Genomic DNA, 23,502 nt, shown 5'->3' with positions numbered 1-23,502 from the left:
CACCCTCACTGAACCAGGAAACGCGGGAACATCGGCATCGGCAACCCGAGCACGTACGGGAACAGGATTGCGCAGCCGAGCGTCAGGCAGGCGCCGACGATGGCGGCCTCCAGCCAGCGCGTCTCATGCGAGCCCAGCGCTGCAATCATGAAGCTCACGAAGGCCGTCACCACGAGGCCGAGCGGCCGGATCGCCAGCGCGAAAAACAGGATCGCGACCATCACGAACAGAGGCCCGCGCCAGGAATAATGGGCCATCGCCGGCCCATCGGTCAAAAGACCGGTCAAGGCGATGGCGGCCGACAAGGCCACCAGCAATCCACCGAACATCCGCGGTGCCGTGCCGGCGCCGAAGGAGAAGCCGCGCATGCCCTGCAGATCGCTCGACGCCCACAGCGCGAACAGGGCGAGCGCCATCAGGATGACGCCGCCGACATAGTCCTGCGCCGACCGGATCGTCATGAACAGCGTGAGGATCGCCACCGCAAACAGCGGATAGGAATAGATCAGCGCCAGCAGCACATCAGATGACGCCTTCTTGGCGCCGCCACCGAACGATCCGAATATGGCACTGGGCGCGCCGGCGAGCAGCGCCGTCGCATGGCCGGTTACGACCTGCAGTGGGCCGCGCCCGGCACCCCAGCCGAAGATCGTCCCGATCGACCAGATGAATTCGAAAATCTGCGGCGCGATCGCCAGCAGGCAGAAGCCGATCGCCACCGAGGTGTTTCGGGTGGCAGTCGCCGAGTGGCCCATCGTGTCGGCCATGCTTGTCTCCTCCGCGACTCCTAAGTCACGAGCACTGTTGTTCTAATCGGCTGGAAAAGGATCCCCCGCCCGGATCACTGCCTAGCGATTTTCATTACACAATGCCAGCAAAACCAATCAGGCCTCCGGCGAGCAGAAGCCAGAGTGGATTGATGCGCGAGACGGATGCGAGCACTGCAACCGCCGCGGTCAGAAGCAGCGCAGCAAAGGTGCGATCGGTCGACTGGGCCAGGATCAGGGCGCTGGCTGCCATCAATCCAATCGATAGCGGAACCAGTGCAGTCTGAATCAAGGCGGGCCAGCGCGATTGGCTGGGCCGGCTCAGCAGACGGCTGACATAATAGGCAAGCAGCGCCGTCGGCAGGCACATCGCCAGCGTTGCCGCCAGCGCGCCGGGGATGCCGGCGACGGCATAGCCGATTAACGTGACGATAAGTACGTTCGGACCCGGCGAGAGCTGTGCGATCGCATAGGCGTCGGCGAACTGCTTCTCGGTCATCCAGTGATGCACGTCGACCGCGATGCGGTGCATCTCCGGTACCGCCGCCGCAGCGCCGCCGACTGCGAACAGCGACATTAGACCAAAGGTGGAGATCAGCGCCCAGATCGGGTTTTCGCTGTTCATGCTGCTACCTTCCGCCGCACCCAATATGTGACGCCGATACTGACGGGGATCGCGACCAGCAGCACCGCCTGGAGCGGCAGGCGAAGCACGCCGATCGCAACGAACACGCCGAGCATGAGAATGAGCACGACGACGTCCATCCGCTTGAGCAATGGCATCATCATGCGGAAGACCACCGCGATCAGCAGCCCGACCGCCGCGCAGGAGATGCCCGCGAGGATCCGGCGCAGCACCTCTACGTCGCCGAACCGGGCGTAGATGATCGCAAGCACAGTCATGATCACCGTCGGCGGCAGCAACAGCCCGGTAAAGGCGGCAACGCCGCCGGCGATGCCGCGCAGCCGCGACCCGAACACCATCGACAGGTTGACGATGTTGGGCCCAGGCAGGAAATGGCAGAGCGCAAAGGTCTCGTTGAACTCGTCCGCTGTCATCCAGCGGTGCTGATCGACGATGGCGTGGCGGGCAAACACCAGGACCCCGCCGAAGCCGGCCAACGACATCCGGGCGAAGGCCAGGAACAGCGCGACGAGGCCGGGCGGAGGAGCGTGGGCGGCTGGATGGTCCGGCTCTTGATCCGGCTCTCGGGCGGCCGGTGCTGAATCCGTGGACATGTCAGGAGCTTAGAACGCTGGCCGTCCCAGGGCCAAGATCATACGGAGGGCCGTCCGGCACCTATCCAAAGGGAACCTCGCCATGGCCGCTCGAAACACCTGTCATTTGAAACCTTTGCCCCCTATATTGGGCGTGCCGGTTCGCCGGCTATGGAAATAAACGGTCGTCGCAATAAACCATTCGGACCCGGGGGCGGTACCCGGCGCCTCCACCAAAGCCCACCAGCGGGCTCACCCAGAGCGGGCTTTGGCGGGGGCGAAATAGGATCGACGAGGGCGTAAAGGGCGTTCTTTTTCTCGGTATTGTTCCGCCGTTATCGGGCTATGCAATAGTTGCCAACGACAACTTTGCTCCGGTTGCTCAGGCTGCGTAACGCAGTTTGAAAGACCATTCTGAAGTCCTAACGGGTTAAGCTCCGTTAGGCGGGGTTCGGAGGCACCTGGCAACAGAAGCCTCCACTTACCTCTTATTTCCTTCCCGGCGGGGACTCCTGCTGACCCGTCAGGCGCGGTACTATTGCGGCTTGGCGAGTCGGGCCGGCAGGGCCCAACTCCTGGAATGCAACAGGACCACCATGGCGACCGATCATATCCGATACGATGTGCTGGCCCGCGACGCGCTGCGCGGCGTGCTGCGGAAGGTGCTGACCGATGCCGCGTCCCATGGACTGCCGGGCGAGCACCATTTCTTCATCACCTTCATGTCGAAGGCCGAGGGCGTGAAGCTGTCGTCGCGGCTCCTGGCGCAATATCCGGAAGAGATGACGATCATCCTCCAGCACCAGTTCTGGGATCTGACCGTGCTCGAGGACCGTTTCGAGGTCGGCCTGTCCTTCGGCGGCATTCCGGAGCGGCTGATCGTGCCGTTCAGCGCGATCAAGAGCTTCCTCGATCCGTCCGTGAAGTTCGGCCTCCAGTTCGACACCTCCGATGTCGCCGAGGTCTCGCCCGAGACATTGCCGGCCGCTCCCGCGCCGTCGGCCGTCGCTGTGCCCGCGCCTGCCAGTGAACCGGCGGAAAGCGCCGAGGAGCCGACCGCCCCGAACCAGGGCGGCGCCGAGGTGGTGCGGCTCGATCGTTTCCGCAAGAAATGATCTAGGTTGGACCCGAAACGGTCGCGCCCGGCCAAACTGCCGATATAGAAGAGCACATGAAGAGGCTGCGCGGAATTCCGCGCCGCAGAATGGATGTGCTCATGGCCAAGACCGCTCGCTCGAAGACTGCTCGCTCGAAGACTGCCCGCCCCGCCAGCCGCACCGAGACCGACAGTTTCGGTCCCATCGAGGTCCCCGCCGATCGCTATTGGGGGGCGCAGACCGAACGCTCGCGCCAGAATTTCCGCATCGGCATCGACCGCATGCCGATCGAACTCGTGCATGCGCTCGGCATCGTCAAGCTCGCCGCCGCACAATCCAACCTCGCGCTCGGCCTGCTCGACCAGCGCCGGGCCAACGCCATCATCCGCGCCGCGCGCGAGGTGATCGAGGGCAAGCTGGACGATCATTTCCCGCTTGTCGTGTGGCAGACCGGCTCGGGCACGCAGAGCAACATGAACCTCAACGAGGTCATCGCCAACCGCGCCAATGAGCTGCTCGGCGGCGAGCTCGGCGCCAAGAAGCCGGTGCATCCCAACGATCACGTCAACATGAGCCAGTCGTCGAACGACTCGTTCCCGACCGCGATGCACATCGCGGCCGCAAGCCGCATCAATGCCGATCTCGTCCCTGCCCTTGGCGAGCTGCTGCGCGCGCTCCGCAAGAAGGAGAAGGAGTTCGCAAAAATCGTCAAGATCGGGCGGACACACACCCAGGACGCGACGCCACTGACGCTCGGCCAGGAATTTTCCGGCTACGCCGCGCAAGTCGAAAGCGGCATCGCCCGCCTCAAGGTGGCGGTGAAGGACCTCTATCCGCTGGCCCAGGGCGGCACCGCCGTCGGCACCGGCCTCAACTCCAAGCCGCGCTTCGCAAGACTGTTCGCAAAGCACGTTACCGGGATTACGAAGCTGCCCTTCACCAGCGCCGCCAACAAATTCGAGGCGCTGGCCTCGAACGACGCCTATGTGCTGGCGCACGGCGCCATCAATTCCGTCGCGACAGGCCTGTTCAAGATCGCCAACGACATCCGCCTGCTCGGATCGGGCCCGCGCTCGGGCCTCGGCGAACTGATCCTGCCGGAGAACGAGCCGGGCTCCTCGATCATGCCCGGCAAGGTCAACCCGACGCAGTGCGAGGCGATGACGATGGTGTGCTGCCAGGTATTCGGCAATCACACTGCGATCACAGTCGCCGGCAGCCAGGGTCATTTCGAGCTCAACGTCTACAAGCCCGTGCTCGCCTACAACATGCTGCACTCGATCCGGCTGATGGCGGACGCCGCGCGCTCCTTCACCGAACATTGCGTCAGCGGCATCCGCGCCGACGAAAAGCGCATCAGGGAGCTGATGCAGCGCTCGCTGATGCTGGTGACAGCGCTCGCCCCCAAGATCGGCTATGACAACGCCGCCAAGGTGGCGAAGACCGCGCATGCCAACGGCACCACGCTGAAGGAGGAGGCGCTGCGGCTCGGCTTCGTCTCGGCCGACGAGTTCGACCGGCTGGTGCAGCCGGAGAAAATGACGCGGCCCGGATGAATTCCGAATTCCGATAGTCATCCGTAATGATACGGTGCCTTGGGGCTCATAAATATAAGGCTTAAGGGCCGGGATTTGATTACCGTCAATGTTGTGGCGAGGCGGCGTGCTACGCAGGCCTCTCTGCCCTTTGACGGGGCTAATTCATCGTTTGATGGCCCAAGGGGCCAATTGACGAGGACGAGCGAATGGCGATCAAGTCTCATAGGGCGCAACACGGCACCCAGTTTCTGAATGTTTCATCCTGCCAGAAGAGGAGCGGATGATGGAGACGCGGCATGGGGAACGTCATCAACCTGAATCGTTTCAGGAAGCGCGCCGAGCGGGAAGCCACGGCGAAGCAGGCGGACGTCAACCGGGCGAAGTTCGGCCGCACGAAGGCGGAGCGGTCGGCGGAGGAGACGCGCGCGGACCAGGCGAAGACGCATCTGGACCAGCATCAGATCGATCGCGAGGATCAGTCATGAAGTCGCCCGTGGTGAAACGGTCGATCGTGGTCGCCGGCCACAAGACTAGCGTCAGCCTGGAAGAGGCGTTCTGGAACGGCATGAAGGAGATCTCGGGCCTGCGCAACATGACGCTGTCCGAGCTCGTCGGCGAGATCGACGGCAACCGCCAGCAGGGCAATCTGTCCTCGGCGATCCGCCTGTTCGTCCTCGACTACTTCAAGAGCCGCGCCATGGCCGCCATCCAGCCGGAAAAGGTCCCGGCCCAGTAGCCGTTGGGCGTCCCCCCAACGGCGCCTCACGGTTCTGCACTTTAAAATCACTCTAAGGTGCAGTTTCAGCCGACCCGCGCGCTTGACCTCACTGCCCTGCGTTGAAAATACAGGGCATGACCGACACCAATGACACGCGTTCGCGGATGCCGCTGGGCCTGGCCCAGCGCGGCTATATCGGCGTCATCCAACACCTTTCCGCCAGGGATGCGGGCTCGGCGCTCTCGGACATCGAGCTCGAGAGCCGGCTGATCGAGCTCGGCTTCGTCGAGGGCGCCCGGGTCGAGGTCCTGCACGAGGGCCTGGTCGGGCGCGACCCGATCGCCGTCCGTGTCGACAACATCACGATCGCGGTCCGCCGTCGTGAAGCCATGGCCATCATTGTCGCCTAGATAGCGACCGGAAATCTGATCCCATGGAAGCTCCTCTGCTGCATCTCGCCCTGGTGGGCACGCCGAACAGCGGCAAGACGTCGCTGTTCAACGCGCTGACCGGCAGCCGACAGAAGGTCGCGAACTATCCCGGCGTCACCGTCGAGCGCAAGGAAGGCTTCTTCGTCACGCCCCTGGGACGCCAGGTCTCGGTGGTCGACCTGCCCGGCACCTACTCGCTGCGCGGCCGCAGCCCGGACGAGGAGATCACCCGTGACTTCGTGCTCGGCAAGGCGTCCGGCGAGACCGTACCCGACCTCGTGCTGTGCGTGGCCGACTCGACCAATCTGCGCCTGACCATCCGCCTGCTGCTGGAGCTGAAGCGCACCGGCCGGCCGATGATCCTCGTGCTCAACATGTTCGACATCGCGAGCCGCCGCGGCATCACCGTCGACGTGGAGCGGCTCGCCAAGGAGCTCGGCGTGCCCGTGGTCACCTCGATCGCGGTGCGCAAGAGCGGCACGGCCGACCTGTTGGCGCTGACCGACGAGATCTCGGCGAAACTCGCCGCGGAGCCGCGGGAGAACAGCTGGCGCGCGCTCAGCGTCGCCGAGCTGCGCGCCACCCAGCGCGAGGCCGACCGCATCATCGCCGACTGCGTCAGCCTGCCTGCTAGACCCGACACCTGGACCGCGCGGATCGATGCGGTCGTGCTGCATCCGGTCGGCGGCCTGATCGTGCTCGCTCTCATCCTGTTCGTGATGTTCCAGGCGGTGTTCGCCTGGGCACAGCCGCTGATGGACCTGCTCAACAACGGCTTCGACGCGCTCGGCGAATTCGTGCACGCCACCCTGCCCGCCGGCCTCTTGCAGAGCTTCCTTCAGAACGGCGTGATATCAGGCGTCGGCAGCGTCATCGTGTTCCTGCCGCAGATCATCATCATCTTCCTGTTCATCCTGCTGCTGGAAGACTTCGGCTACATGGCGCGCGCCGCGTTCCTGATGGACCGCATCATGGGTGGCGCCGGCCTGCACGGCCGCGCCTTCATTCCGCTGCTGTCGAGCTTTGCCTGCGCCATTCCCGGCATCATGGCGACGCGCGTGATCGACAACAAGCGCGACCGGTTGACCACGATCCTGATCGCGCCGCTGATGACCTGCTCGGCGCGCATTCCCGTCTACACGCTGATCATCTCGGCCTTCATTCCGGCCAGGGACGTCTGGGGCTTCATCAACCTCCAGGGCCTCGTGATGTTCGGCCTCTACGCGGCCGGCATCACCAGCGCGCTTGCGGTCTCGTTCCTGATCAAATTCTTCATGCTGCGCGACTATGCGCCGGCGCCGTTCATGCTGGAGCTGCCGGACTACAAGATGCCGCGTCTGAAATCGATCGCGATCGGCGTCTACACGCGGGCAAAGATGTTCCTGCACCGCGCAGGCACCACGATCTTCTCGATGATGGTGCTGATCTGGTTTCTGGCCTCGTTCCCGCAGCCGCCCGCGGGCGCCACCGAGCCGGCGATCGACTTCAGCCTGGCCGCGATCATCGGCAAGGCGCTCGAGCCGCTGCTCGCCCCCGTCGGCTTCAACTGGCAGATCGCGGTCGCGCTGATCCCGGGCATGGCGGCGCGCGAGGTCGCGGTCGCAGCGCTCGGCACCGTCTACGCGATCGAAGGCGGCAAGGAAGCGGCCGAGCAGATCGGCCAGGTGCTGGCGACGAAATGGTCGCTCGCCACCGCGCTGTCGATGCTGGCCTGGTACATCTTCGCTCCGCAATGCGCATCCACGCTCGCGGTGATCCGGCGCGAGACCGGCAGCTGGACCTGGATGGCCGTGACCTTCTTCTACATGCTGGTGCTGGCTTATGCCGCGAGCCTTCTGACCTACATCGTCGCGGTCGCGCTCGGCGCGGGGTAGCGCCCTCTCCAAACTAAAATTGCGAAAACAACCCCATGCACAGTAGACGGCGTTTACCGGGCCAGCGCCCGGTGACGTCAGTGAAGTCGTTGATACATCCGAGGAAACAGACGTAGCCCGGATGGAGCGCAGCGAAGTCCGGGAAAGCGCATCTGATGCGAGGATTCCTGGATTGCGCTTCGCTCCATCCGGGCTACGGACTACGCCGTGCCGGTTGCGCCGTCGGGCAAAACAGGAGCATGATGGCATCCTCCCGGGATTGCCACCTCGACTGCGCCACCATACGACTGGACGCGTTCGGTCCGAACCAAAATCAACAAATCAAATGGAGGCGACGCAAGGCCTCCTCCGGTGCCTCATCATTGCTGGCAAACATACATGATGCCGTCGCCGCCCTTGACGAGCGCGCCTGGTGTGCAGCCGATGCCGTTGCGCGCGGCATAATCGGACCATCCACTGTAGCCATAAGTCGCTCCCCATGAAAAAGGCCCCGGTCGATGCCGGGGCCTGAGTTCACTGGGAGGACTTTGGATCAATAGCGCGGCGCGCCGTAACCGCCGAAGCGATAGTTCACGCGAACCGTGACCATGTCGATATCCTGGGTGACTCCGCTGCCCGTGAGGGTGAACCCACCGGGTGTGACCACGCCTGCGAAGGAGGTGTTGTCACGCCCCATCCAGAGGTGGTCGTATTCGACACCGACCGTCCAGTTCGGGGTGAAGCCATACTCCCAGCCGACACCCAGAGCACCGCCCCAGCGCGTGTGACCTGCCGAGGCGAGGCCGACGCCAGTGACATTGTTGAAGATGTCAAAGCGATTGCGCGTCACGGCGGCGCCGCCCTTCACGTAGAGCAATGAGGCGTTCCATGCCCAACCGAGCTGAGCCGTGAACAGCCCGATCGCATCGGTCTTGCCCGTGGTCGAGATCAACGGATCGATCAAACTGACGCGCGTGTTCTTGATCTCGGCCCAATCACCCTGGGCTTCCAGGCCGAGCACGAACTGATTGGTCTGCCAGCGATACCCGATCTGTCCACCGACGAGGCCTCCGGAGCGATCGGCGCAACCACTTGCGACGTTGCCTGCGGGCGTTATCAAATCGACGCAACCGTGGCTCTGTCCCCAGCCTCCGTTGGCGCCGATGTAAAATCCGGTCCAATTGTAAACCGCCATCACCGGTGCCGGCGGCGGCGCCTTGACGGCCATATCGGCCGCCATGGCCGGAGCCGCCATGCTCAGCGCCGCGAAGCCGATCGCCGCGATCGAAAGCTTTTTCATCGTTTCGTCCCCTTTGCTCAAATTTCTTTCGTCAGAAGCGAGCCCTAATGCAGGCTGGCGTGCATAAAGCTTGCGAACATCCTGAAGTTTACGCGCGAGGGGATTTTGGGCTCGTATCAAAATGGCAACACCCAAGCGCCATCGCTGTGCACAGAAGAGTGCTTAGTCAGTCTTTGAAGTGCCGTGCGCTCCAGCACCGTCCTGTTCGTCAGCAAGCCACGCGCCGATGCCGGAGGATGGGATCACCCGCTTCGGCAGGTGCGGGTTGATCGTGCCTGCAAAGACGGAAAGTCCCTCATCGCGCTTGGCGCGCGCAAACAGCTTGGCTTCATGTTCAGTCGCGAAGGTCTTCGTCTCGCGCGGACTTCGTTGTCTCGGCAGAACGCCTCGCCGTTGCACTTCGAAGGTGACGTACCAGCTCGGACTCATTGCGCACACCAACATGTCACCAGTCCCTGGAGTCGCGTTATGGTGCGGCTGTCATCCGCCTGTTTGATTCAGATCAAGCAGCGACTTGACTGCGAACGCTTGACGCGCCGGGCTGCGAACTGAGGATCGGTTGACCCGTCGGGCAACACAGGAGCACGATGGCATCGTCGGCTTCAGTGACATCCGGCTCGCGACCTTCTCCGTCCTGCGAGTGGCGGTGCGGTACCGTCTTCGGGCTGGACCGGCGTCGTGATCAGGGCCGACCGCCACCCCATCAGCAGGGAACCCGGCGCCGATCTGAGAGTTCGTTCCAAGGCCGTTCGGCCTTAACCGAGTGCGAGCCCCGGAGCTCGTGCAGGGGCGGTGGCGCCCTTCTCTCGAAGCGTCAAGGGAAACCAATGAGCAGTCCATCCAGCACTGTTGCGGACAGTGCGCCCCGAGAGCTGTCCAGAATATCGACCGGCAGCGCCGGCCTGGACGACATCCTGGGAGGCGGCTTCGACGCCAACCGGATGTATCTCTACGAGGGGCAGCCCGGCACGGGCAAAACCACCATCGCGCTTCAGTTCCTGCTGAGGGGGGTGCGGGACGGAGAGCGCGTGCTCTACATTTCGCTGTCCGAAACCAAGCGCGAGCTGGACGTCGTGGCACAGCGGCACGGCTGGACGCTGGACGGCATCGACATCTTCGAACTGGTTCCGCCGGAGACGACGCTCGATCCGGAGCGCGAGCTCACGGTGTTTCATCCCGCCGAAATGGAGCTGAGCGAGACGACCGGCCTGATCTTTAGGGAAGTCGAGCGGGTCAATCCCAACCGCGTCGTGCTCGACAGCCTGTCCGAACTGCGCCTGCTTGCCCAGAACCCGCTTCGTTACAGGCGCCAAGTGCTGGCCCTGAAACATTTTTTCACCAACCGCAATTGCACAGTGGTCCTGCTCGACGATCTTTCGTCATCTCAGGACGATTTGCAGCTCCATTCCATTGCGCACGGCGTGGTGATGCTCGAACAGGTCGCGATCGATTACGGCGCCGAGCGGCGCCGGCTCCGCGTGATCAAGATGCGCGGCATCCGGTTTCGCGGCGGGTTTCACGATTTCACGATCGAGCGAGGCGGCCTGCAGATATTCCCCCGCCTGGTGGCGGCCGAACATCACAAGACCTTCGTCGGCGACTTCACCCCGAGCGGCAACGCCGAGCTCGACCAGCTCCTGGGAGGCGGCCTCGAGCGCGGCACCAATGCGCTGCTCATCGGCGCCGCCGGCGTGGGCAAATCATCGGTTGCGCTCACCTACGCGATCGCGGCGGCCGAACGTGGCGAGCACGCGGTGTTCTTCGCGTTCGATGAAGGCCGCGGCACGGTCGAAGCGCGCGCCCGGACACTTGGCCTGCACCTGCAAGAACACGTCGATTCGGGGCTTGTCCGGTTTCAGCAGATCGATCCCGCCGAGCTGTCGCCGGGTGAGTTCGCCGCAAACGTGCGAAAGAGCGTCGAGGCCGACAATGCCCGCCTCGTCATCATCGACAGTCTGAACGGCTATCTGGCCGCGATGCCCGACGAGCGATTTCTCATCCTGCAGATGCACGAACTCTTGAGCTACCTGGGGCAGCAGGGTGTGCTGACCATCCTGGTCCTCGCCCAGCATGGCCTCGTCGGTCCGATGGATACGCCTCTCGACATCAGCTATCTCAGCGATTCCGTGGTCATGCTGCGCTATTTCGAGGTCGGCGGAACGGTGCGGCGCGCTCTGTCTGTCGTCAAGAAGCGCAGCGGCCGACACGAGCATACCATCCGGGAATTTCGGCTTAGCAGCGCCGGCATCACGCTCGGCCCGCCCCTGAGGGAGTTCAGCGGCATCTTTTCCGGCAATCCGCATTATACCGGGGCACCTAAGCCCGAAGGGTCGGTTGAATGAGCGTTGAGCGAGATCACCATGTTCTCGTCTTTGCTCCGATCGGGCGCGACGGACTTGCCTCCGTCGAGCTGTTCCGGAGTTCGCACCTGGAAGCGACCAGCTGCCGCAGTCTGCCCGAACTCGTCAGCGAGATGGCAGCCGGCGTCGGCGCCGTTTTCGTTGCCGAGGAAGCTCTGTTCGGGAAAGACACCTCGCCGCTGGCACAATGGATCGAGAGCCAGCCGCCCTGGTCCGACCTGCCCTTCGTCGTCCTGACCAGCCATCGCGAGCAGCCGGCCGTCCTCGCCTGGCGCCGCAGCATTGTCGCGCTTCTCCGTAACGTCTCGCTGCTCGAGCGGCCGGTTCAGCCAATGACGCTGACCAGCGCCGTTCAATCGGCACTGCGCGCGCGGCGGCGCCAGTACGAAATCCGGGCTCTGTTCGCGGCGCGCGAACAGGCGGCTCAGGAGCTCGAGACGCTGGTGGTCGAGCGCACGCGGGCCCTTGCGGAAGCCGTCGAGCAATTGCGCGTCGAGATGGACGAGCGTGCCCGGGTCGAGGAGACGCTTCGGCAAGCCCAGAAGATCGAAGCCATCGGACAGCTGACCGGCGGGGTGGCGCACGACTTCAACAATCTGCTGATGGTGATCTCCGGCGGCCTCGACATGCTCGACCGCCAGACCGATCCGGACCGTCGTCGCCGGCTCATGGACGGGATGGTCCAGGCCGCCCAGCGCGGGGCCAGCCTGACCAGGCAGCTTCTCGCGTTCTCCCGCCGGCAGACACTCCGGCCGGAGCCCGTCGACGTCGCCTCGCAGATGGGCGGCATGCGCGAGCTGCTCGATCGAAGCCTGAGAGGCGACGTCCACGTCGAGTTCGATTTTCCGGACACGCTCTGGCCGGTGGAGGTCGATCCCGGCGAGCTCGAACTCGTGATCCTCAACCTCGCCGTCAACGCCCGCGACGCCATGCCCAATGGCGGCACGATTCTCGTGCGCGGGGAAAATCTGCCCGATCTGAATGACGAGCAGATCGCCGGAGACTATGTGCGCCTGTCCGTCGTCGATACCGGTGTCGGCATGAGTCCGGAGATCCTGTCACGCGTTTTCGAACCATTCTTCACGACCAAGGAGGTCGGAAAGGGCTCGGGGCTCGGGCTTGCCCAGGTCCATGGATTCGCGACGCAGTCGCGGGGGACGGTCCGCATTCGATCGGAAGTCGGCCGAGGCTCCAGCATCGAACTCTATTTGCCGCGATCGCTCAGCACTCCTTCCAGGGAGCGACACCTGATCGATCTCAACATGGTGCGGCCGAAGAAGAGCAATCATGGCCGCATCCTTCTGGTCGAAGACGATGACGAGGTTGCCGCACTGGTGAGCGAGATGCTGGGCCAGCTCGGTTACGAGGTCACGCATGCGGCGAGTGGCGCGGCCGCGCTCGGTGCCCTGGCCGACGGCCGCGCCGTCGACCTCGTCTTTTCCGATGTCATGATGCCCGGTGGCATGAATGGGGTCGAGCTGGCGCGGGAGATCAAGAGAAGGCGAAGCGACATCCCCGTGCTTCTGACCAGCGGATACTCCGAAGCCGCAGTTCACGACGCCGAATTGGCGGGTCTGCAGATTCTGCCGAAACCCTACCATATCGACGAGCTGGCCGCGGCGCTCAGCGCGGCAAAGGCAGAACCCGGGCGCGACATGGAGTCCAAGCGGTCCAGCCGCTGCTGATGGCGTGCGGTGTCGCATCGCGAAAGCGATCGACGACCGGCCGCCAAAGCGGCTATCAGTCTCCATGGACCGCTTCAGCACCGACAGATTGACCGCCGAGAGGCTTCGCGAAGACCACCTCGACGACCTCGTCACGCTGCATCTCGATGCCGAGGTGTCCCGCTATCTCGGCGGCGTGCGTGCACCCGAGGTCACCAAGACCTATCTCGCGACCAACATGGCGCATTGGGACCAGCACGGTTTTGGGCTGTGGGTGCTGCGAACGAAGGACGGCGCCTTCGCCGGGCGAGCGGGCATCCGGCACATCCTCGTGGACGACATCGACGAGATCGAGATTGCCTACGCCTTCAAGCGCGAGTTCTGGGGCCGCGGATTTGCGAGCGAGGTCGCAATCGCGCTGACGGACATTGGGCTGTCGCACCACGAACTGCCGTCTCTCATCGGCCTTGTCTATGTCAGCAACGGCGCATCCCGCCGCGTGCTGGAGAAGGCCAATTACATCCTCGAGAAGAGCACGACGCGTCATGGCAATGATGTCGTGATTTACCGCGCTCGGCAGTGAGATGCGTCTCGCAGGATGGGTAGAGCGAAGCGAAACCCATCCTACGGGCTATCGCAAAGCCGCTTACGCTCAGCCGGTGCGGAGCCGGACAACCGATTGCGGCAACGAAGCGAGAAACAGAACGACGCAGACACACAGCAGGACGATGTCCTTGAACAGGAACTCGCCGGCCAGATTCCACGCCATCGGATCGGTTGACAGGCTCCATGTGACGACGCCCGGCGTCGTGAAGAAGAACGACCACGTGATCGCGAAAGTCATCATGCCCATGAACGAACCCAGCGCCGACAAGACCGGACTGAAGCTGCCTGCCACGAGCAGCGCCGCGATCACGAATTCGGCGACACCGAGAAAATAGGCCTCTCCCCTCAGGCCGAATACCGACAGCCAGGAGATGAACGGGCTGTGGCTGATGAACTGGGCGATACCCTGTGCGGATTGCAGTGTGAATTTCTGCATTCCAAACGATACGAATATGACCACCATGACCCAGCGCAGAATGGCGAGCGGACGATAAGAGCCTCCACCATTCTCCGCGACGTTGAATCCCATCATGCGACGATTTCTCCCCGGATTGCGCATCCATCTATTGGCGAACGAAGCGTCCGCTACGGGCTATTCGGAGGGGAGCGTCTGTCGTTACATCCGCGGCGGGGTTCCACGATCACAGCTGCGTGCAACGCGCGTGTTCGCGCCGCGGTCGAGACTCGCGCATTTCGGATCGACAGGCTCTAGCCGTCGCCGCAATTGCGGTGACAGTGCATTCAATTGATGCGCACGGGGTCTCCTGCTTCGAGTTAAGTGCACTGTCACCGGCTACCCGGGTGCCGGGCCGACAAGGCCTGACTGGCAGGTAAGGCCCGCAGATGACGAAAGCAGACAAGGCGGTTTATGCGGCCGTTGAGTTTTCTAGTCCTCGCGGCGAGCGAGAACTCTGTCAGCAGATCCGCACATTCACGGACAAATCAGTACGGGAGTTTTCGCCTGTGCCAGCACCTTGTTTGTCACGCTACCGATGAGAAGCATGGAGAGTCCGCTGCGGCCATGGGATGACATCACGATGAGATCGCAACCTTTATTCTCGGCTGCTGCGATGATGGCTTGATGGGGGTGCCCGTTCTCCACTTGAATCGGTTCGCAGGAAACGCCGGCCTCCTTGGCCGCATTTGCCGCGCGATCCAACGCGCTCGTGGCCTGTTCCTTGCGCAGCTCGGCATATGTTGCGACTGCTTCACGGAACCGCCCTGTCATTTCTGAAAACGGCTCCACAACGAAGATTAGAGATACCTTGGCTCCAAGGGATTTTGCCAGCGCCAACCCATGCGCCACGCCGTGCTCCGCTAGCTCCGACCCATCTGTCGGAATGAGAATATGCCGGTACATGCTTCACCTCCCGCCTGTCTGGACGTATCGCTGCCTTCCGAATGTAAGCTGGGCCCGCGTTTCGGATACGGTCTTGAGATAGATCAATCTCTCGGCCCAGCTCGCAGGATGGATAGAGCGGAGCGAAACCCATCAACACGCCTGGATGGAACGATGGGTCTCGCTGCGCTCTACCCATCGTACAGGCCGCGAGCTACCGCTCGCCCGGCCACATCGCCATGGCCGCCTTCGCTACGCCTCTCAACTCCTCAGGCGTCGCGTCGTCCTTGGCCTGGATCGCCATGCCTTCGAAGACGCTGAGGTAGAACCGGCTCAGCGCATCGATGTCGGTTGCGGCAGGCAGTTCGCCGCTCGCGACCGCAGCCTCCAGCCGCCCGCGCAAATTGCCGAGCATATCGAGCCGGGCCTTCTTGATCTCGCGGGCAATCGTTGCCGGCCATTCGTCGCTGACGGCGCCCAGCACGGCCATGCAGCCGGCCGGCGCTCTCCGGGATTTCGGCAGGGTCTCGGCCGCCCCGATCAGCAGATTCTCGATGCCGGCGCGCGCGGTCGCGCCTTCCGCAAGCCGGTCCCAGACCGGCTGGCCCTGGGTCTCGACGTAATGCTCGATCGCGGCAAGGTAGAGTGCCTCCTTGCTTTCGAAGGCCGCATAGAGGCTGGGCGAGCTGACGCCCATGGCGTCGCAGAGGTCGTGCATCGAGGCTGCCGCAAAGCCCTTGCGCCAAAACAGCAGCATGGCGGCCTCCAACGCCGCGTCGCGATCAAATTCCCGTGGCCGACCTGCCATCGCCCGTCTTTCTGTAATGATCAACACATAATTCACTTGACCGCGGCAATCAAGACTCCACATATTCTGTGTCGATCATTACAGAATTGGAGAGATCACATGACGCTGGCAGGAAAACGGGCCCTGGTGACGGGCGCAAGCAGGGGTATCGGTGCGGCCATCGCGAAGGCGCTCGCCGCGGAAGGCGCCGATGTCGCGATTACTTACGAGAAGTCGGCGGAGAGCGCCGCCAAGGTCGTGGACGCGATCAAGGCGACGGGCCGGAAAGCCGTAGCGATCCAAGCCGACAGCGCCGATGTCGCTGCCGTTCAGGCTTCGGTCGACAAGACCGTCAAGGAGCTGGGCGGGCTCGACATCCTGGTCAACAATGCCGGTATTCTGCGACTGGGCGGCCTCAACGACATCTCGCTCGCCGACATCGACGCGATGCTGAACGTCAACGTGCGTTCGCCAATCGCCGCGAGCAAGGCGGCGCTGCCGCACCTTGGCAAGGGCGGCCGCATCATCACCATCGGCAGCTATTTCGCCGACCGCGTGCCCTCGCCGGCGCTCGGCGTGTACGCGGCGTCGAAGTCGGCGCTAACCGCATTCACCAAGGCGCTGTCGCGGGAGCTTGGCCCGAGGGACGTCACGGTCAACCTCGTGGCACCGGGCTCGATCGACACCGACATGAATCCGGCGCACGGCCCGACCGCGGAGACGCTGAAACAGTTCATGGCACTGGGCCGGTACGGCGCGACGGATGACATCGCGAACGCGGTGGTATTCCTGGCGAGCGCGAAGGCAAAATACATCACCGGCTCGACCTTGACCGTCGACGGCGGCGCGAACGCGTAAACATTCTGACGCTTCGCGTTCGTCCAACAGGAGGTTGAGAAGCTGGCCATGACTGCGATCGAGCTTTCGCCGACGCGGAAAGACGCGAGCTTCAAACGCGATGCCGCCGAGGCGAGGATCGAGTCGGCCAGGACGGCGATGGCAAAATAAGATGATGTTCGCGATCATCATGGCGGGCGGCCGATGCCTCGGCCGCCCCGCGAGCGTCAGATGGAGCGTGTCGCGTGCTTCGTCCCTCTCCAGCTTCAGAGCATGACAGCACGACTGTCACTTTGGCTTGAACGTCAAAATGCCGTTTGCACTCATCGTTCGCACCCGTCATTGTTTCGCAGCGCCGCCCGGATGTTGAGCGGGTTCCGGTGATCAAGCGGGAGGCCTTGCCATGCAAGACGTCGAGAAGCGTGTCATTGGCAAGGTTATGTGGCGGCTTATACCGTTCCTGATCGTCTGCTATTTCGTGGCCTATCTTGACCGCGTCAATGTCGGCTTTGCCAAGCTGCACATGAACCAGGCGCTGGGTTTAAGTGAAGCAGCGTTCGGACTGGGCGCGGGCTTGTTCTTCGTCGGGTATTTCCTGTTTGAAGTCCCCTCCAACATCTTCCTGGAAAGAGTTGGCGCGCGCGTCTGGATCGCCCGCATCATGATTACGTGGGGGATCGTCTCGGCGGCCTTCGCATTCATCCCATCGATATCGGCAGCAACGGGACTACCGACGACGGGCGTCTTCTACTCTCTTCGGTTGCTGCTCGGCGCCTGTGAGGCGGGATTCTTTCCGGGCATCATCTTCTATCTGACCCTGTGGTTCCCGGCGGTTTACCGGGCTCGGGTCATCAGCCTGTTCATGCTGGCGATCCCGATTTCGTCCATCATCGGGTCGCCCATCTCCGGGCTTCTGCTCGGCGTGACCGGTTGGGGATTGGAAGGCTGGCAGTGGCTGTTCATTCTCGAGGCGCTGCCGTCGGTCGTGGTAGGCATCTGCGTCCTGCTCTATCTGACCGATTTTCCGCGCCAGGCCCGCTGGCTGCAACAAGACGAGATTGCCTGGCTGGAAGACGTGCAGGCCACCGAGAAGCGGAACAAGGAGAAGGTCGAACACCTGTCATTGGGTCAGGCGCTCACCGATTACCGCATTTTGTTGTGCGCTCTGGTGTACTTCTGCCTGAATGCTGCAAGTTACGGCGTGGCGTTCTTCCTGCCAACCATCATCAAGGGTTTTGGCGTCAGCGATACCCAGACCGGCTTGCTCGCAGCGCTGCCCTTTATTTTCGGGGCCGCGGGCATGGTGCTGCTTGGTCGTCATTCCGATCGGACCATGGAACGAAAGGGTCACGTCGCCGCGGCACTGTTGATGGCAGCGGTGGGAATCGGAGTGGCAGGTCTCGTTTCCAACTCCGTCCTTGTCATGGCATTGCTTTGCTTCGCACAGATCGGCGTCTCCGCGGTCCCCCCGATGTTTTGGCCGCTGCCGGCGAGCTTTCTAACGGGAGCATCGGCTGCCGCCGGCATCGCCGCGATCAACTCGCTTGGAAATCTTTCCGGTTTCGCCGGTCCTTACGCAATGGGCTACCTGAAGGATTTAACCGGCAGTTTTACCGCAGGTCTTCTGTTGCTGGCGGGTTGCGCGCTGGTGGGCGCAGTCGTTGTCGTGCTGCTACGCATCGATGCAAGGCGCGAGCAAGTGTCCGGCGAAATCGCGATGGCGCACTAGACGCTGGTGACCGTCGCTACCTGAAATAACCGAGCACGAGATCGATATCCGCGCTGCCGGCAACCGTGCCGTTGAGCTCGGCGTCGATGACGCGGCGGCAGGCCGCGATCGCGGCGTGATCGCCGAGATCGTTGGCGGCTTCGAGCACGAGCCAGGCGGCGTCGACGGAAGCCTTCTCGGGAGCCGAACCGCCGGCATCGACGGGCAGGCTCTTGTTCTTGCGAATTGCGGTGCCGAATTGAGGCAACATGGCAAATACTCCCCTCTGGCTCAGTGCACCTGGAGCTCGGGCTGACGGCCCGTATCGGCACCCGCGCCGGTCTTGCGCGACTGGTAGAACTTCAGAATGCTGCGCGACGTCTCGATCTTGAGCTTGCCGAACTCGCGCTCGCTGTCATGGAGCTCGCGCGCCGTGATCAGATGATCCTTGGCGCCGAGGAACAGCAGCGACATGGTCGTGTCCCACGAGAAGTCGAGCGCCTTGCACAGCACCAGAAGTATCTCGCGATTGCGGTCCATCATCGCGCGCTCGATCACGTCGACCGGAAGCGACGACAACAGCGACAGGCCGATCTGCACCTCGTCGAAACGGTGCTGGCGCGCATAGTTCGAGATCGAGTCCTGGTTGAGGTTGCCCTGGCGGTACTGCGTCGTCACCACGCGCTTGGCGACGAAATAGCTGCGCGAGGACGGACCGAACTTGGACTGCAGATCGCCGGTGACGTCGGTCACCGAGCTCTGGATCTGCGCCATCATCTCGGGCCGCTCGTGCTCGAGGCGGCGGCGGACGTCTTCCGACGCCTTGGAAATGAGCTGCTGGAAGATGTGGCGCGGCACGTCCTTGCGCAGGCCGAGCTGCTCGGCGAGGATCGAGTCGCCCTCCGCGCGCCGGACCATGTGCAGCAGGCCCGAGCCCGAGAAGCGCGCGCCCTCGTTCCTTGCGACGGAGGTCACGACCGCCTGGTCGCCGCGCTTGACCAGCACGTCGGTGACGGCTTCGCCGATCGACTTGCGCTGGGCGATCGCAAGCAGATGCGCCTGGCCCTTGGTCATGGCGCTCTGGACCAGCATCTTCTCGTCGATACGAGCGGAGTCGCGCAGCACGGGACCGGCCACGTCGATCTCGTCGTCGAGGGCGAGCTTTTCGATGACATTGAGCGGAGCGTGGTCGCAGGCCGACATCAGCTCGGAGAGCTGCGCCCGCGCGGCGACCTCGATCTCGTCGGCGAGCCGCCCGATGACCTCGCCGAACATGCTGATCTCGTCGTCGCTGTAGCGGCCGGTGATCAGGATGTCGGTCGCATGCCACAACGCCTTCGCCCGGCTCTCGTCGGTGCCGCGCGCGATCGCGTCGTCCAGATCCTGCAGAAGCGATTTCGCCCCGTTCATCTCGTTACCCCAGTTCTTGGTTAGCCATCCTGCTTGTGCTGGCAGGACGCCGAATTCCTCTGGGAACCGACACTAGAGATCAAACGCGAGAATCCAGTAAAGTCGGCAGATCAGTTTTGCCGAGCAAAATTCGTTAAAATGCGCGGGAATGGGTTTACCGGCGGGCAGGGGCCAGCGCTTGCCGAACAGGCTGCCGCGTTCACGGATTCGACGGCGTCAGCACCAGCGGTGGCTTCGGCTTGGGTTTTGCGGGCGGCGGGCCTGGCGCTGGCCTCACCTCGATCGGCGGCGGCAGCGGGGCGATCTGCTGGCTCGCGAGCGGCGGGCTTGTGAGTGGAGGACTTGGCGCTGCAGGGGCGGCCAGCGGCGCCTTCGGCGTCGGCGCGGCCTTTGGCTTCGGCGGCGCGCGGCGCGGATCGCGGCCGGGCAACGGCACGTCGGTCAGCGACGGCTCGGGCACCGGATCGGGCGAGACCAGCGTCGGCAGCGCCGCGGTCGCCGGCGGCGGCTCGCCGCGCTCGATCGCATCCAGCCGGCGCGTCTCGCGATCGATCGTGCGCACCGCGAGCCATGACGACAGCGGCGCGAGATCGACGGTGCGGTTGAGCTTGTCGGGGGGACCTGCCGCGAACAACTGGATCTCCGGCGGCGCGCCGGAAAGCCCGGTCATGATCGGCGTCAGGCTGGCGCGGATGTCGGCCTGGTCGGCGGGAATGTCGTAGCCGCCGGAGACAATGGCGCGGGCGTTCTTTGCTTCCAGCGGTGTCGCACCGACGCGCAGGCGCCCGTCCCGGATCGTGAACGGGATCTGCGCCGAGGCGACCGCGATCGGACCTGCCGACAGCGCGGGTTCGACGAGCTGCCGCAGCCTGTTGTCGTCGGCAACCTGGCCGCCGTCGCTGGCGCGGATGGCGATTTCGAAGGCGCGCGGATTGAGGCCGCTGATTTCCGCGGCCTCGAGCGTCACCGTGCCATTGCCGGCGAGCGCACCGGTCAATGCCGCAACGCTGCGGCCCTGGCTGGTCAGGGCCATTTGCACCGAGGCGCGTCCCTTGGGCAATGCGAGATCGCGGTAGCGCAGCGCCGCCGCGTCGACATTGCGCAGCTCGATACGCGCGTTCAGCGCAACGCCATTGGCACCGTTGCGCGCGTCGAAGCTCGCCGACATCTCACCGCCGCCGACCCCGCCCTTGAGCGCGTCGAGCGCGAGCGACTGGCCGTCGCTACGGATCGTGCCGCCGACGGGGCGCAGCTCGATGCCGTCAGGCAAGGTGCCGCGCAAGGCCTGGAAGGCGATCCGGCCGCGCCAACCGCCGAGCAGCCCCGCACTCAGGGGATCGCCGGCATCACGTCCGGCGGCGCCGATGGCCATTGCGAACGCCGGCGCAAGATCGAGCGCGTCGAGGCCGATTTCGCCATCGACGCTCTTCTCCTGATCGAGCGTCACCGCGAGATGCCCGCGCAGATGCGAGCCGGCCGCGCTGCTGTCGAGATCGTCGAAGGTCAGGCGGTTGCCGGAGAGGCCGACACGCGAGGACAGGTTGACGCTCTGCACTGACTTGTCCGCCGGGCTGGTCCCGAACAGCGGCGCCAGATTGGCATTGCGCACGCGCAAATTCACGCTGGCCTTCGGCTGGGACGAATTGGGGTCCGACAATTCGATGCTGCCTTGCGCATCCGCATCCAGCCCGCCGCCACTGAGCTTTGCGTTCAACTGCAACGGCCGGCGCCACGCGCCGCTCAACCGGCCTTCGAACTGCGAGGGGCCCTCGCCCGCGGCGGCGACGCGATCGAGGCCCAGCAGCGCCAGCAATGCGCCCGCCTTCGGCGTCGAAATTTTCGAGTCCAGCGTGAAGTCGCTGTTGCGCAAGCGGTCGATGTCGATGCCGTTGACCGCCGCGACCGGCGTCTGCCCGGCCAGCGTCGCGGTGGCCTTGAGCTGCGGCGCATCGAGATCGAGCACGGCGCGCGCGTCGTTGCGATCGGCATGGTCGGCGTTCTTGTCGAGGCTGAGGTCGAGCTTCAACCGCGTCGCACCGGGCAATGACGGGATGGCGTCGAACCGTGCGCGCACCGAAGGCGCGATCGGCTCGAGCAGCGCGGTGAGCTCACGCAGCGAATTGGCCGAGGATTTCAGCGCGAGCTTGCCGGTGGCATGAACGCGGTCGAAGCTGCCGCTCGCTTCGGTGGTCACCCCGCTCGCCTGACCAAACCGCAACTGCTCCAGCGACAGCGCCGCCGGGCCGTAGCCGAGTTTTGCCGTGAACGGCCGCAGCTCCTGTCCGGCCGACATCGCGCGGCCGACATCGAGCGAAAGCCTGGCTTCCTCCGGCCATTCCCCCTGCGGCCCCGCGAGCGCGCGCACGAAGCTTGCGGCGGCATCGAGGTCGAGACGGTCGGCCTTGAGCTCGGCGTCGATCCGCGAGCCCTTGCTCGCGCCGGTCTGGACGAAGGCGATGCGGCCCTCCACCGCGCCGCCCTCGATCTCGGCCTTCAGCCTGTCGACGGCGAGATGGTTGGCGGCGATGGTCACGTCGCCGGCAAGGCGCAGCGGCCGCGTGCTGCGGCGGTTGATCTCGCTGCGGCCCTGGAGCCACGCCACCAGCGTATCGGGATCGGACGACTCGACGCTGAGACGGCCGCTAAAGCTGTCGGCGCCGGGCGTTGCGCCGTTGAGCGAGAGCTGCGTCATGCCGGGCGCGCGCAGCTCGAGCCGCTGGAAAGTCCAGGACCTTCCGTCGGTCTGAAGCTCCGCCGTGATGTTCTGGAGCGGACGCCCGCCCAGCATGATCTGGTCGGAGTTGAACTCGATCTGCGCCGGCATCGGCGCCTGCGGGATCGCCGCAAGGCCCGCGCGCAGCGCCGGCAGGACGCGCTGCGGCTCGGCATCGTCCTTGCCCGCCAGCTTGTCGGCATCGACCTGGCGCGCCGACAGCACCGCGCGCAGCAGCGGCGAGGCGCCGAACCTGACATCGCCGACACCGCCAAACTTGAGCGCATTGTCCTCGACGCCGAAGCTCGCATCGATCTGATCGAATTTGGCGCCGGCCGGATCGGCCTTGAGCTTTGTCGTGAGCTTCCAGGGTGTCGGCCCCGCCGTGCCCGCCTTCTTGACCGGGGGCACAGCGAGCGTCAGCGCGCCGTCGAATTTCGGCAGGCGGTTGTCGAAGGCGAGCACGCCTTCGAGATCGGCCAAGATCGCGCGCTCGCCCGGATCGATGTTGAGATGGAGACGGGTGGCGCTGCCGTCGGCGCTCGGGCCGGAGGAGACGCGGAACGGATAGCGCACGCCAGTGGCGGTGAAACTGCCGTCGCCGCGGACCGAGCCGGCCAGCGAGCGCACGTCGCCGGAAAAGGTGATGTCGTTCAATTCCAGCGTCGAGCGGCTGGCGGCATCGTGCAGGGCGATGCGGCCGGTGAGGTTCAGCCGTTCGATCGCAAGCGAGGCCAGATTGAAGGTGCCGCTCGCGGTGGACGGCAAATCGACCCGGCCCTTGGCATCCAGGCCGAGATCCACCGCCATGCCGTTGACGGTCAGCTCGGTGGCGCGCCATTCGCCGCGCATCAGCGAGCTCAGGCTGAACTCGACGTCGAGCTTGTCGGCGCGCAGGCGGCCGAGATCGTTGTTGCCGCCGAAGGTCACCGAGCGCAGCCGCAGCGTCGGCGCCGGCAGCAGCCGCGCGTCCAGCTCGCCCGCCACCCGCACCGGCACGCCCATGATCGTGCCCGCCTCCGCCTCGAACTGGGGCCTGAACTGGTTCCAGTCGATGAAGTAAGGCCCGATCAGCGCGGTCAGCAGCGCAATGATGAAGGCAATCGCCAATCCGAGCAGCGTCGTCTGCACGGGTCTCCCCTCGGCCAAACCGGCC

General features: G+C 64.3%; 22 protein-coding genes and 1 other RNA gene. 12 read left to right on the top strand and 11 right to left on the bottom strand.

Annotated features, from left to right (window positions below; all coding sequences use genetic code 11):
* Positions 1 to 5 precede the first annotated feature (5 nt).
* The 3 genes from ABIB95_RS25285 to ABIB95_RS25275 form a co-directional block, all read right to left on the bottom strand.
* On the bottom strand, positions 6 to 767 hold the full coding sequence (locus tag ABIB95_RS25285) for a tripartite tricarboxylate transporter TctB family protein (protein ID WP_354243031.1): 762 nt from the start codon (positions 765 to 767) through the stop codon (positions 6 to 8).
* Positions 768 to 861: 94 nt separating this feature from the next.
* Positions 862 to 1,392, bottom strand: coding sequence for a chromate transporter (locus tag ABIB95_RS25280; RefSeq protein ID WP_063981614.1), 531 nt, complete (start codon positions 1,390 to 1,392; stop codon positions 862 to 864).
* Positions 1,389 to 2,006, bottom strand: a complete 618-nt coding sequence (locus ABIB95_RS25275; RefSeq protein WP_354243028.1) for a chromate transporter — start codon at positions 2,004 to 2,006, stop codon at positions 1,389 to 1,391. Before ABIB95_RS25275 ends, ABIB95_RS25280 begins: the two co-directional genes overlap by 4 nt.
* A gap of 96 nt (positions 2,007 to 2,102) precedes the next feature.
* On the opposite strand from ABIB95_RS25275, the gene ssrA reads away from it, so the two are divergent.
* The 7 genes from ssrA (at position 2,103) to feoB (ending at position 7,643) form a co-directional block, all read left to right on the top strand.
* Positions 2,103 to 2,467: a transfer-messenger RNA gene (gene ssrA / locus ABIB95_RS25270) on the top strand.
* A 114-nt stretch (positions 2,468 to 2,581) separates the two neighbouring features.
* Positions 2,582 to 3,100: an SspB family protein gene (locus ABIB95_RS25265; RefSeq protein ID WP_085399733.1), complete on the top strand. Its 519-nt coding sequence runs from the start codon at positions 2,582 to 2,584 to the stop codon at positions 3,098 to 3,100.
* An 89-nt stretch (positions 3,101 to 3,189) separates the two neighbouring features.
* A complete protein-coding gene (gene fumC / locus ABIB95_RS25260; protein ID WP_028156440.1) occupies positions 3,190 to 4,638 on the top strand; it encodes a class II fumarate hydratase in 1,449 nt (482 codons plus the stop codon).
* Positions 4,639 to 4,916: 278 nt separating this feature from the next.
* A complete protein-coding gene (locus ABIB95_RS25255; RefSeq protein WP_354243024.1) occupies positions 4,917 to 5,105 on the top strand; it encodes a DUF4169 family protein in 189 nt (62 codons plus the stop codon).
* On the top strand, positions 5,102 to 5,356 hold the full coding sequence (locus tag ABIB95_RS25250; protein WP_014493044.1) for a ribbon-helix-helix domain-containing protein: 255 nt from the start codon (positions 5,102 to 5,104) through the stop codon (positions 5,354 to 5,356). The genes ABIB95_RS25255 and ABIB95_RS25250 overlap by 4 nt, the downstream gene beginning before the upstream one ends.
* Positions 5,357 to 5,472: 116 nt before the next feature.
* Entirely contained in the window at positions 5,473 to 5,748 is a 276-nt protein-coding gene (locus ABIB95_RS25245; protein ID WP_071910502.1) for a FeoA family protein, read from the top strand.
* 23 nt (positions 5,749 to 5,771) lie between these two features.
* Positions 5,772 to 7,643 (top strand): ferrous iron transporter B, encoded by a 1,872-nt coding sequence (gene feoB, locus ABIB95_RS25240; RefSeq protein WP_354243021.1) that lies wholly within the window; start codon positions 5,772 to 5,774, stop codon positions 7,641 to 7,643.
* Positions 7,644 to 8,175: 532 nt separating this feature from the next.
* Here feoB and ABIB95_RS25235 read toward each other — a convergent pair.
* Both ABIB95_RS25235 and ABIB95_RS25230 read right to left on the bottom strand, forming a co-directional pair.
* Complete coding sequence (locus ABIB95_RS25235; RefSeq protein ID WP_354178288.1) at positions 8,176 to 8,922, bottom strand: outer membrane protein; 747 nt, start codon at positions 8,920 to 8,922, stop codon at positions 8,176 to 8,178.
* A 162-nt stretch (positions 8,923 to 9,084) separates the two neighbouring features.
* Complete coding sequence (locus ABIB95_RS25230; protein WP_354243018.1) at positions 9,085 to 9,351, bottom strand: hypothetical protein; 267 nt, start codon at positions 9,349 to 9,351, stop codon at positions 9,085 to 9,087.
* A 398-nt stretch (positions 9,352 to 9,749) separates the two neighbouring features.
* On the opposite strand from ABIB95_RS25230, the gene ABIB95_RS25225 reads away from it, so the two are divergent.
* The 3 genes from ABIB95_RS25225 (at position 9,750) to ABIB95_RS25215 (ending at position 13,529) form a co-directional block, all read left to right on the top strand.
* Positions 9,750 to 11,264, top strand: coding sequence for an ATPase domain-containing protein (locus ABIB95_RS25225; RefSeq protein ID WP_247303963.1), 1,515 nt, complete (start codon positions 9,750 to 9,752; stop codon positions 11,262 to 11,264).
* Positions 11,261 to 12,967 carry an ATP-binding protein gene (locus ABIB95_RS25220; RefSeq protein WP_354243015.1) on the top strand — a complete coding sequence of 569 codons (1,707 nt, stop codon included), beginning with the start codon at positions 11,261 to 11,263 and terminating at the stop codon, positions 12,965 to 12,967. The genes ABIB95_RS25225 and ABIB95_RS25220 overlap by 4 nt, the downstream gene beginning before the upstream one ends.
* A 64-nt stretch (positions 12,968 to 13,031) precedes the next feature.
* Positions 13,032 to 13,529, top strand: coding sequence for a GNAT family N-acetyltransferase (locus ABIB95_RS25215; RefSeq protein ID WP_354243012.1), 498 nt, complete (start codon positions 13,032 to 13,034; stop codon positions 13,527 to 13,529).
* A gap of 69 nt (positions 13,530 to 13,598) precedes the next feature.
* On the opposite strand, the gene ABIB95_RS25210 is transcribed toward ABIB95_RS25215, so the two are convergent.
* The 3 genes from ABIB95_RS25210 to ABIB95_RS25200 all read right to left on the bottom strand — a co-directional run bounded on the left by ABIB95_RS25210 (position 13,599) and on the right by ABIB95_RS25200 (position 15,648).
* Positions 13,599 to 14,084: a YkgB family protein gene (locus tag ABIB95_RS25210; RefSeq protein ID WP_354243009.1), complete on the bottom strand. Its 486-nt coding sequence runs from the start codon at positions 14,082 to 14,084 to the stop codon at positions 13,599 to 13,601.
* A 399-nt stretch (positions 14,085 to 14,483) separates the two neighbouring features.
* A complete protein-coding gene (locus ABIB95_RS25205; RefSeq protein ID WP_354243006.1) occupies positions 14,484 to 14,912 on the bottom strand; it encodes a universal stress protein in 429 nt (142 codons plus the stop codon).
* 193 nt (positions 14,913 to 15,105) lie between these two features.
* Positions 15,106 to 15,648, bottom strand: a complete 543-nt coding sequence (locus ABIB95_RS25200; protein ID WP_248577196.1) for a TetR/AcrR family transcriptional regulator — start codon at positions 15,646 to 15,648, stop codon at positions 15,106 to 15,108.
* A gap of 150 nt (positions 15,649 to 15,798) precedes the next feature.
* On the opposite strand from ABIB95_RS25200, the gene ABIB95_RS25195 reads away from it, so the two are divergent.
* Both ABIB95_RS25195 and ABIB95_RS25190 read left to right on the top strand, forming a co-directional pair.
* The gene (locus tag ABIB95_RS25195; RefSeq protein WP_354243003.1) at positions 15,799 to 16,536 is read left to right on the top strand and encodes a 3-oxoacyl-ACP reductase family protein; all 738 of its coding nucleotides are present in this window, start codon (positions 15,799 to 15,801) and stop codon (positions 16,534 to 16,536) included.
* Positions 16,537 to 16,918: 382 nt separating this feature from the next.
* Positions 16,919 to 18,244, top strand: coding sequence for an MFS transporter (locus ABIB95_RS25190; protein WP_085399742.1), 1,326 nt, complete (start codon positions 16,919 to 16,921; stop codon positions 18,242 to 18,244).
* Between the two features lie 16 nt (positions 18,245 to 18,260).
* Here the strand turns inward: ABIB95_RS25190 and ABIB95_RS25185 are convergent, their stop codons facing one another.
* The 3 genes from ABIB95_RS25185 to ABIB95_RS25175 form a co-directional block, all read right to left on the bottom strand.
* Positions 18,261 to 18,494: a hypothetical protein gene (locus ABIB95_RS25185; protein WP_063981598.1), complete on the bottom strand. Its 234-nt coding sequence runs from the start codon at positions 18,492 to 18,494 to the stop codon at positions 18,261 to 18,263.
* 20 nt (positions 18,495 to 18,514) lie between these two features.
* Entirely contained in the window at positions 18,515 to 19,633 is a 1,119-nt protein-coding gene (locus tag ABIB95_RS25180; protein ID WP_166343635.1) for a DUF2336 domain-containing protein, read from the bottom strand.
* Positions 19,634 to 19,832: 199 nt separating this feature from the next.
* Complete coding sequence (locus tag ABIB95_RS25175; protein WP_354242998.1) at positions 19,833 to 23,477, bottom strand: AsmA family protein; 3,645 nt, start codon at positions 23,475 to 23,477, stop codon at positions 19,833 to 19,835.
* Positions 23,478 to 23,502: the final 25 nt, after the last annotated feature.

It is taken from the genome of Bradyrhizobium sp. LA2.1 (assembly GCF_040547725.1).
GTDB classification, from domain to species: domain Bacteria; phylum Pseudomonadota; class Alphaproteobacteria; order Rhizobiales; family Xanthobacteraceae; genus Bradyrhizobium; species Bradyrhizobium barranii.
Note: the sequence above shows the minus strand (reverse complement) of the source record. Positions and strands in the feature narration are given on the sequence as shown.

Coding starts and splice junctions, on each gene's coding strand:
- fumC (WP_028156440.1), top strand. CDS start 3,190: ATGGATGTGCTCATGGCCAAGACCGCTCGCTCGAAGACTGCTCGCTCG.
- ABIB95_RS25190 (WP_085399742.1), top strand. CDS start 16,919: ATGCAAGACGTCGAGAAGCGTGTCATTGGCAAGGTTATGTGGCGGCTT.
- ABIB95_RS25200 (WP_248577196.1), bottom strand. CDS start 15,648: ATGCTGCTGTTTTGGCGCAAGGGCTTTGCGGCAGCCTCGATGCACGAC.
- ABIB95_RS25280 (WP_063981614.1), bottom strand. CDS start 1,392: ATGAACAGCGAAAACCCGATCTGGGCGCTGATCTCCACCTTTGGTCTA.
- feoB (WP_354243021.1), top strand. CDS start 5,772: ATGGAAGCTCCTCTGCTGCATCTCGCCCTGGTGGGCACGCCGAACAGC.
- ABIB95_RS25235 (WP_354178288.1), bottom strand. CDS start 8,922: ATGAAAAAGCTTTCGATCGCGGCGATCGGCTTCGCGGCGCTGAGCATG.
- ABIB95_RS25225 (WP_247303963.1), top strand. CDS start 9,750: ATGAGCAGTCCATCCAGCACTGTTGCGGACAGTGCGCCCCGAGAGCTG.
- ABIB95_RS25185 (WP_063981598.1), bottom strand. CDS start 18,494: ATGTTGCCTCAATTCGGCACCGCAATTCGCAAGAACAAGAGCCTGCCC.
- ABIB95_RS25265 (WP_085399733.1), top strand. CDS start 2,582: ATGGCGACCGATCATATCCGATACGATGTGCTGGCCCGCGACGCGCTG.
- ABIB95_RS25215 (WP_354243012.1), top strand. CDS start 13,032: ATGGACCGCTTCAGCACCGACAGATTGACCGCCGAGAGGCTTCGCGAA.
- ABIB95_RS25285 (WP_354243031.1), bottom strand. CDS start 767: ATGGCCGACACGATGGGCCACTCGGCGACTGCCACCCGAAACACCTCG.
- ABIB95_RS25195 (WP_354243003.1), top strand. CDS start 15,799: ATGACGCTGGCAGGAAAACGGGCCCTGGTGACGGGCGCAAGCAGGGGT.
- ABIB95_RS25210 (WP_354243009.1), bottom strand. CDS start 14,084: ATGATGGGATTCAACGTCGCGGAGAATGGTGGAGGCTCTTATCGTCCG.
- ABIB95_RS25255 (WP_354243024.1), top strand. CDS start 4,917: ATGGGGAACGTCATCAACCTGAATCGTTTCAGGAAGCGCGCCGAGCGG.
- ABIB95_RS25245 (WP_071910502.1), top strand. CDS start 5,473: ATGACCGACACCAATGACACGCGTTCGCGGATGCCGCTGGGCCTGGCC.
- ABIB95_RS25230 (WP_354243018.1), bottom strand. CDS start 9,351: ATGAGTCCGAGCTGGTACGTCACCTTCGAAGTGCAACGGCGAGGCGTT.
- ABIB95_RS25205 (WP_354243006.1), bottom strand. CDS start 14,912: ATGTACCGGCATATTCTCATTCCGACAGATGGGTCGGAGCTAGCGGAG.
- ABIB95_RS25180 (WP_166343635.1), bottom strand. CDS start 19,633: ATGAACGGGGCGAAATCGCTTCTGCAGGATCTGGACGACGCGATCGCG.
- ABIB95_RS25220 (WP_354243015.1), top strand. CDS start 11,261: ATGAGCGTTGAGCGAGATCACCATGTTCTCGTCTTTGCTCCGATCGGG.
- ABIB95_RS25275 (WP_354243028.1), bottom strand. CDS start 2,006: ATGTCCACGGATTCAGCACCGGCCGCCCGAGAGCCGGATCAAGAGCCG.
- ABIB95_RS25250 (WP_014493044.1), top strand. CDS start 5,102: ATGAAGTCGCCCGTGGTGAAACGGTCGATCGTGGTCGCCGGCCACAAG.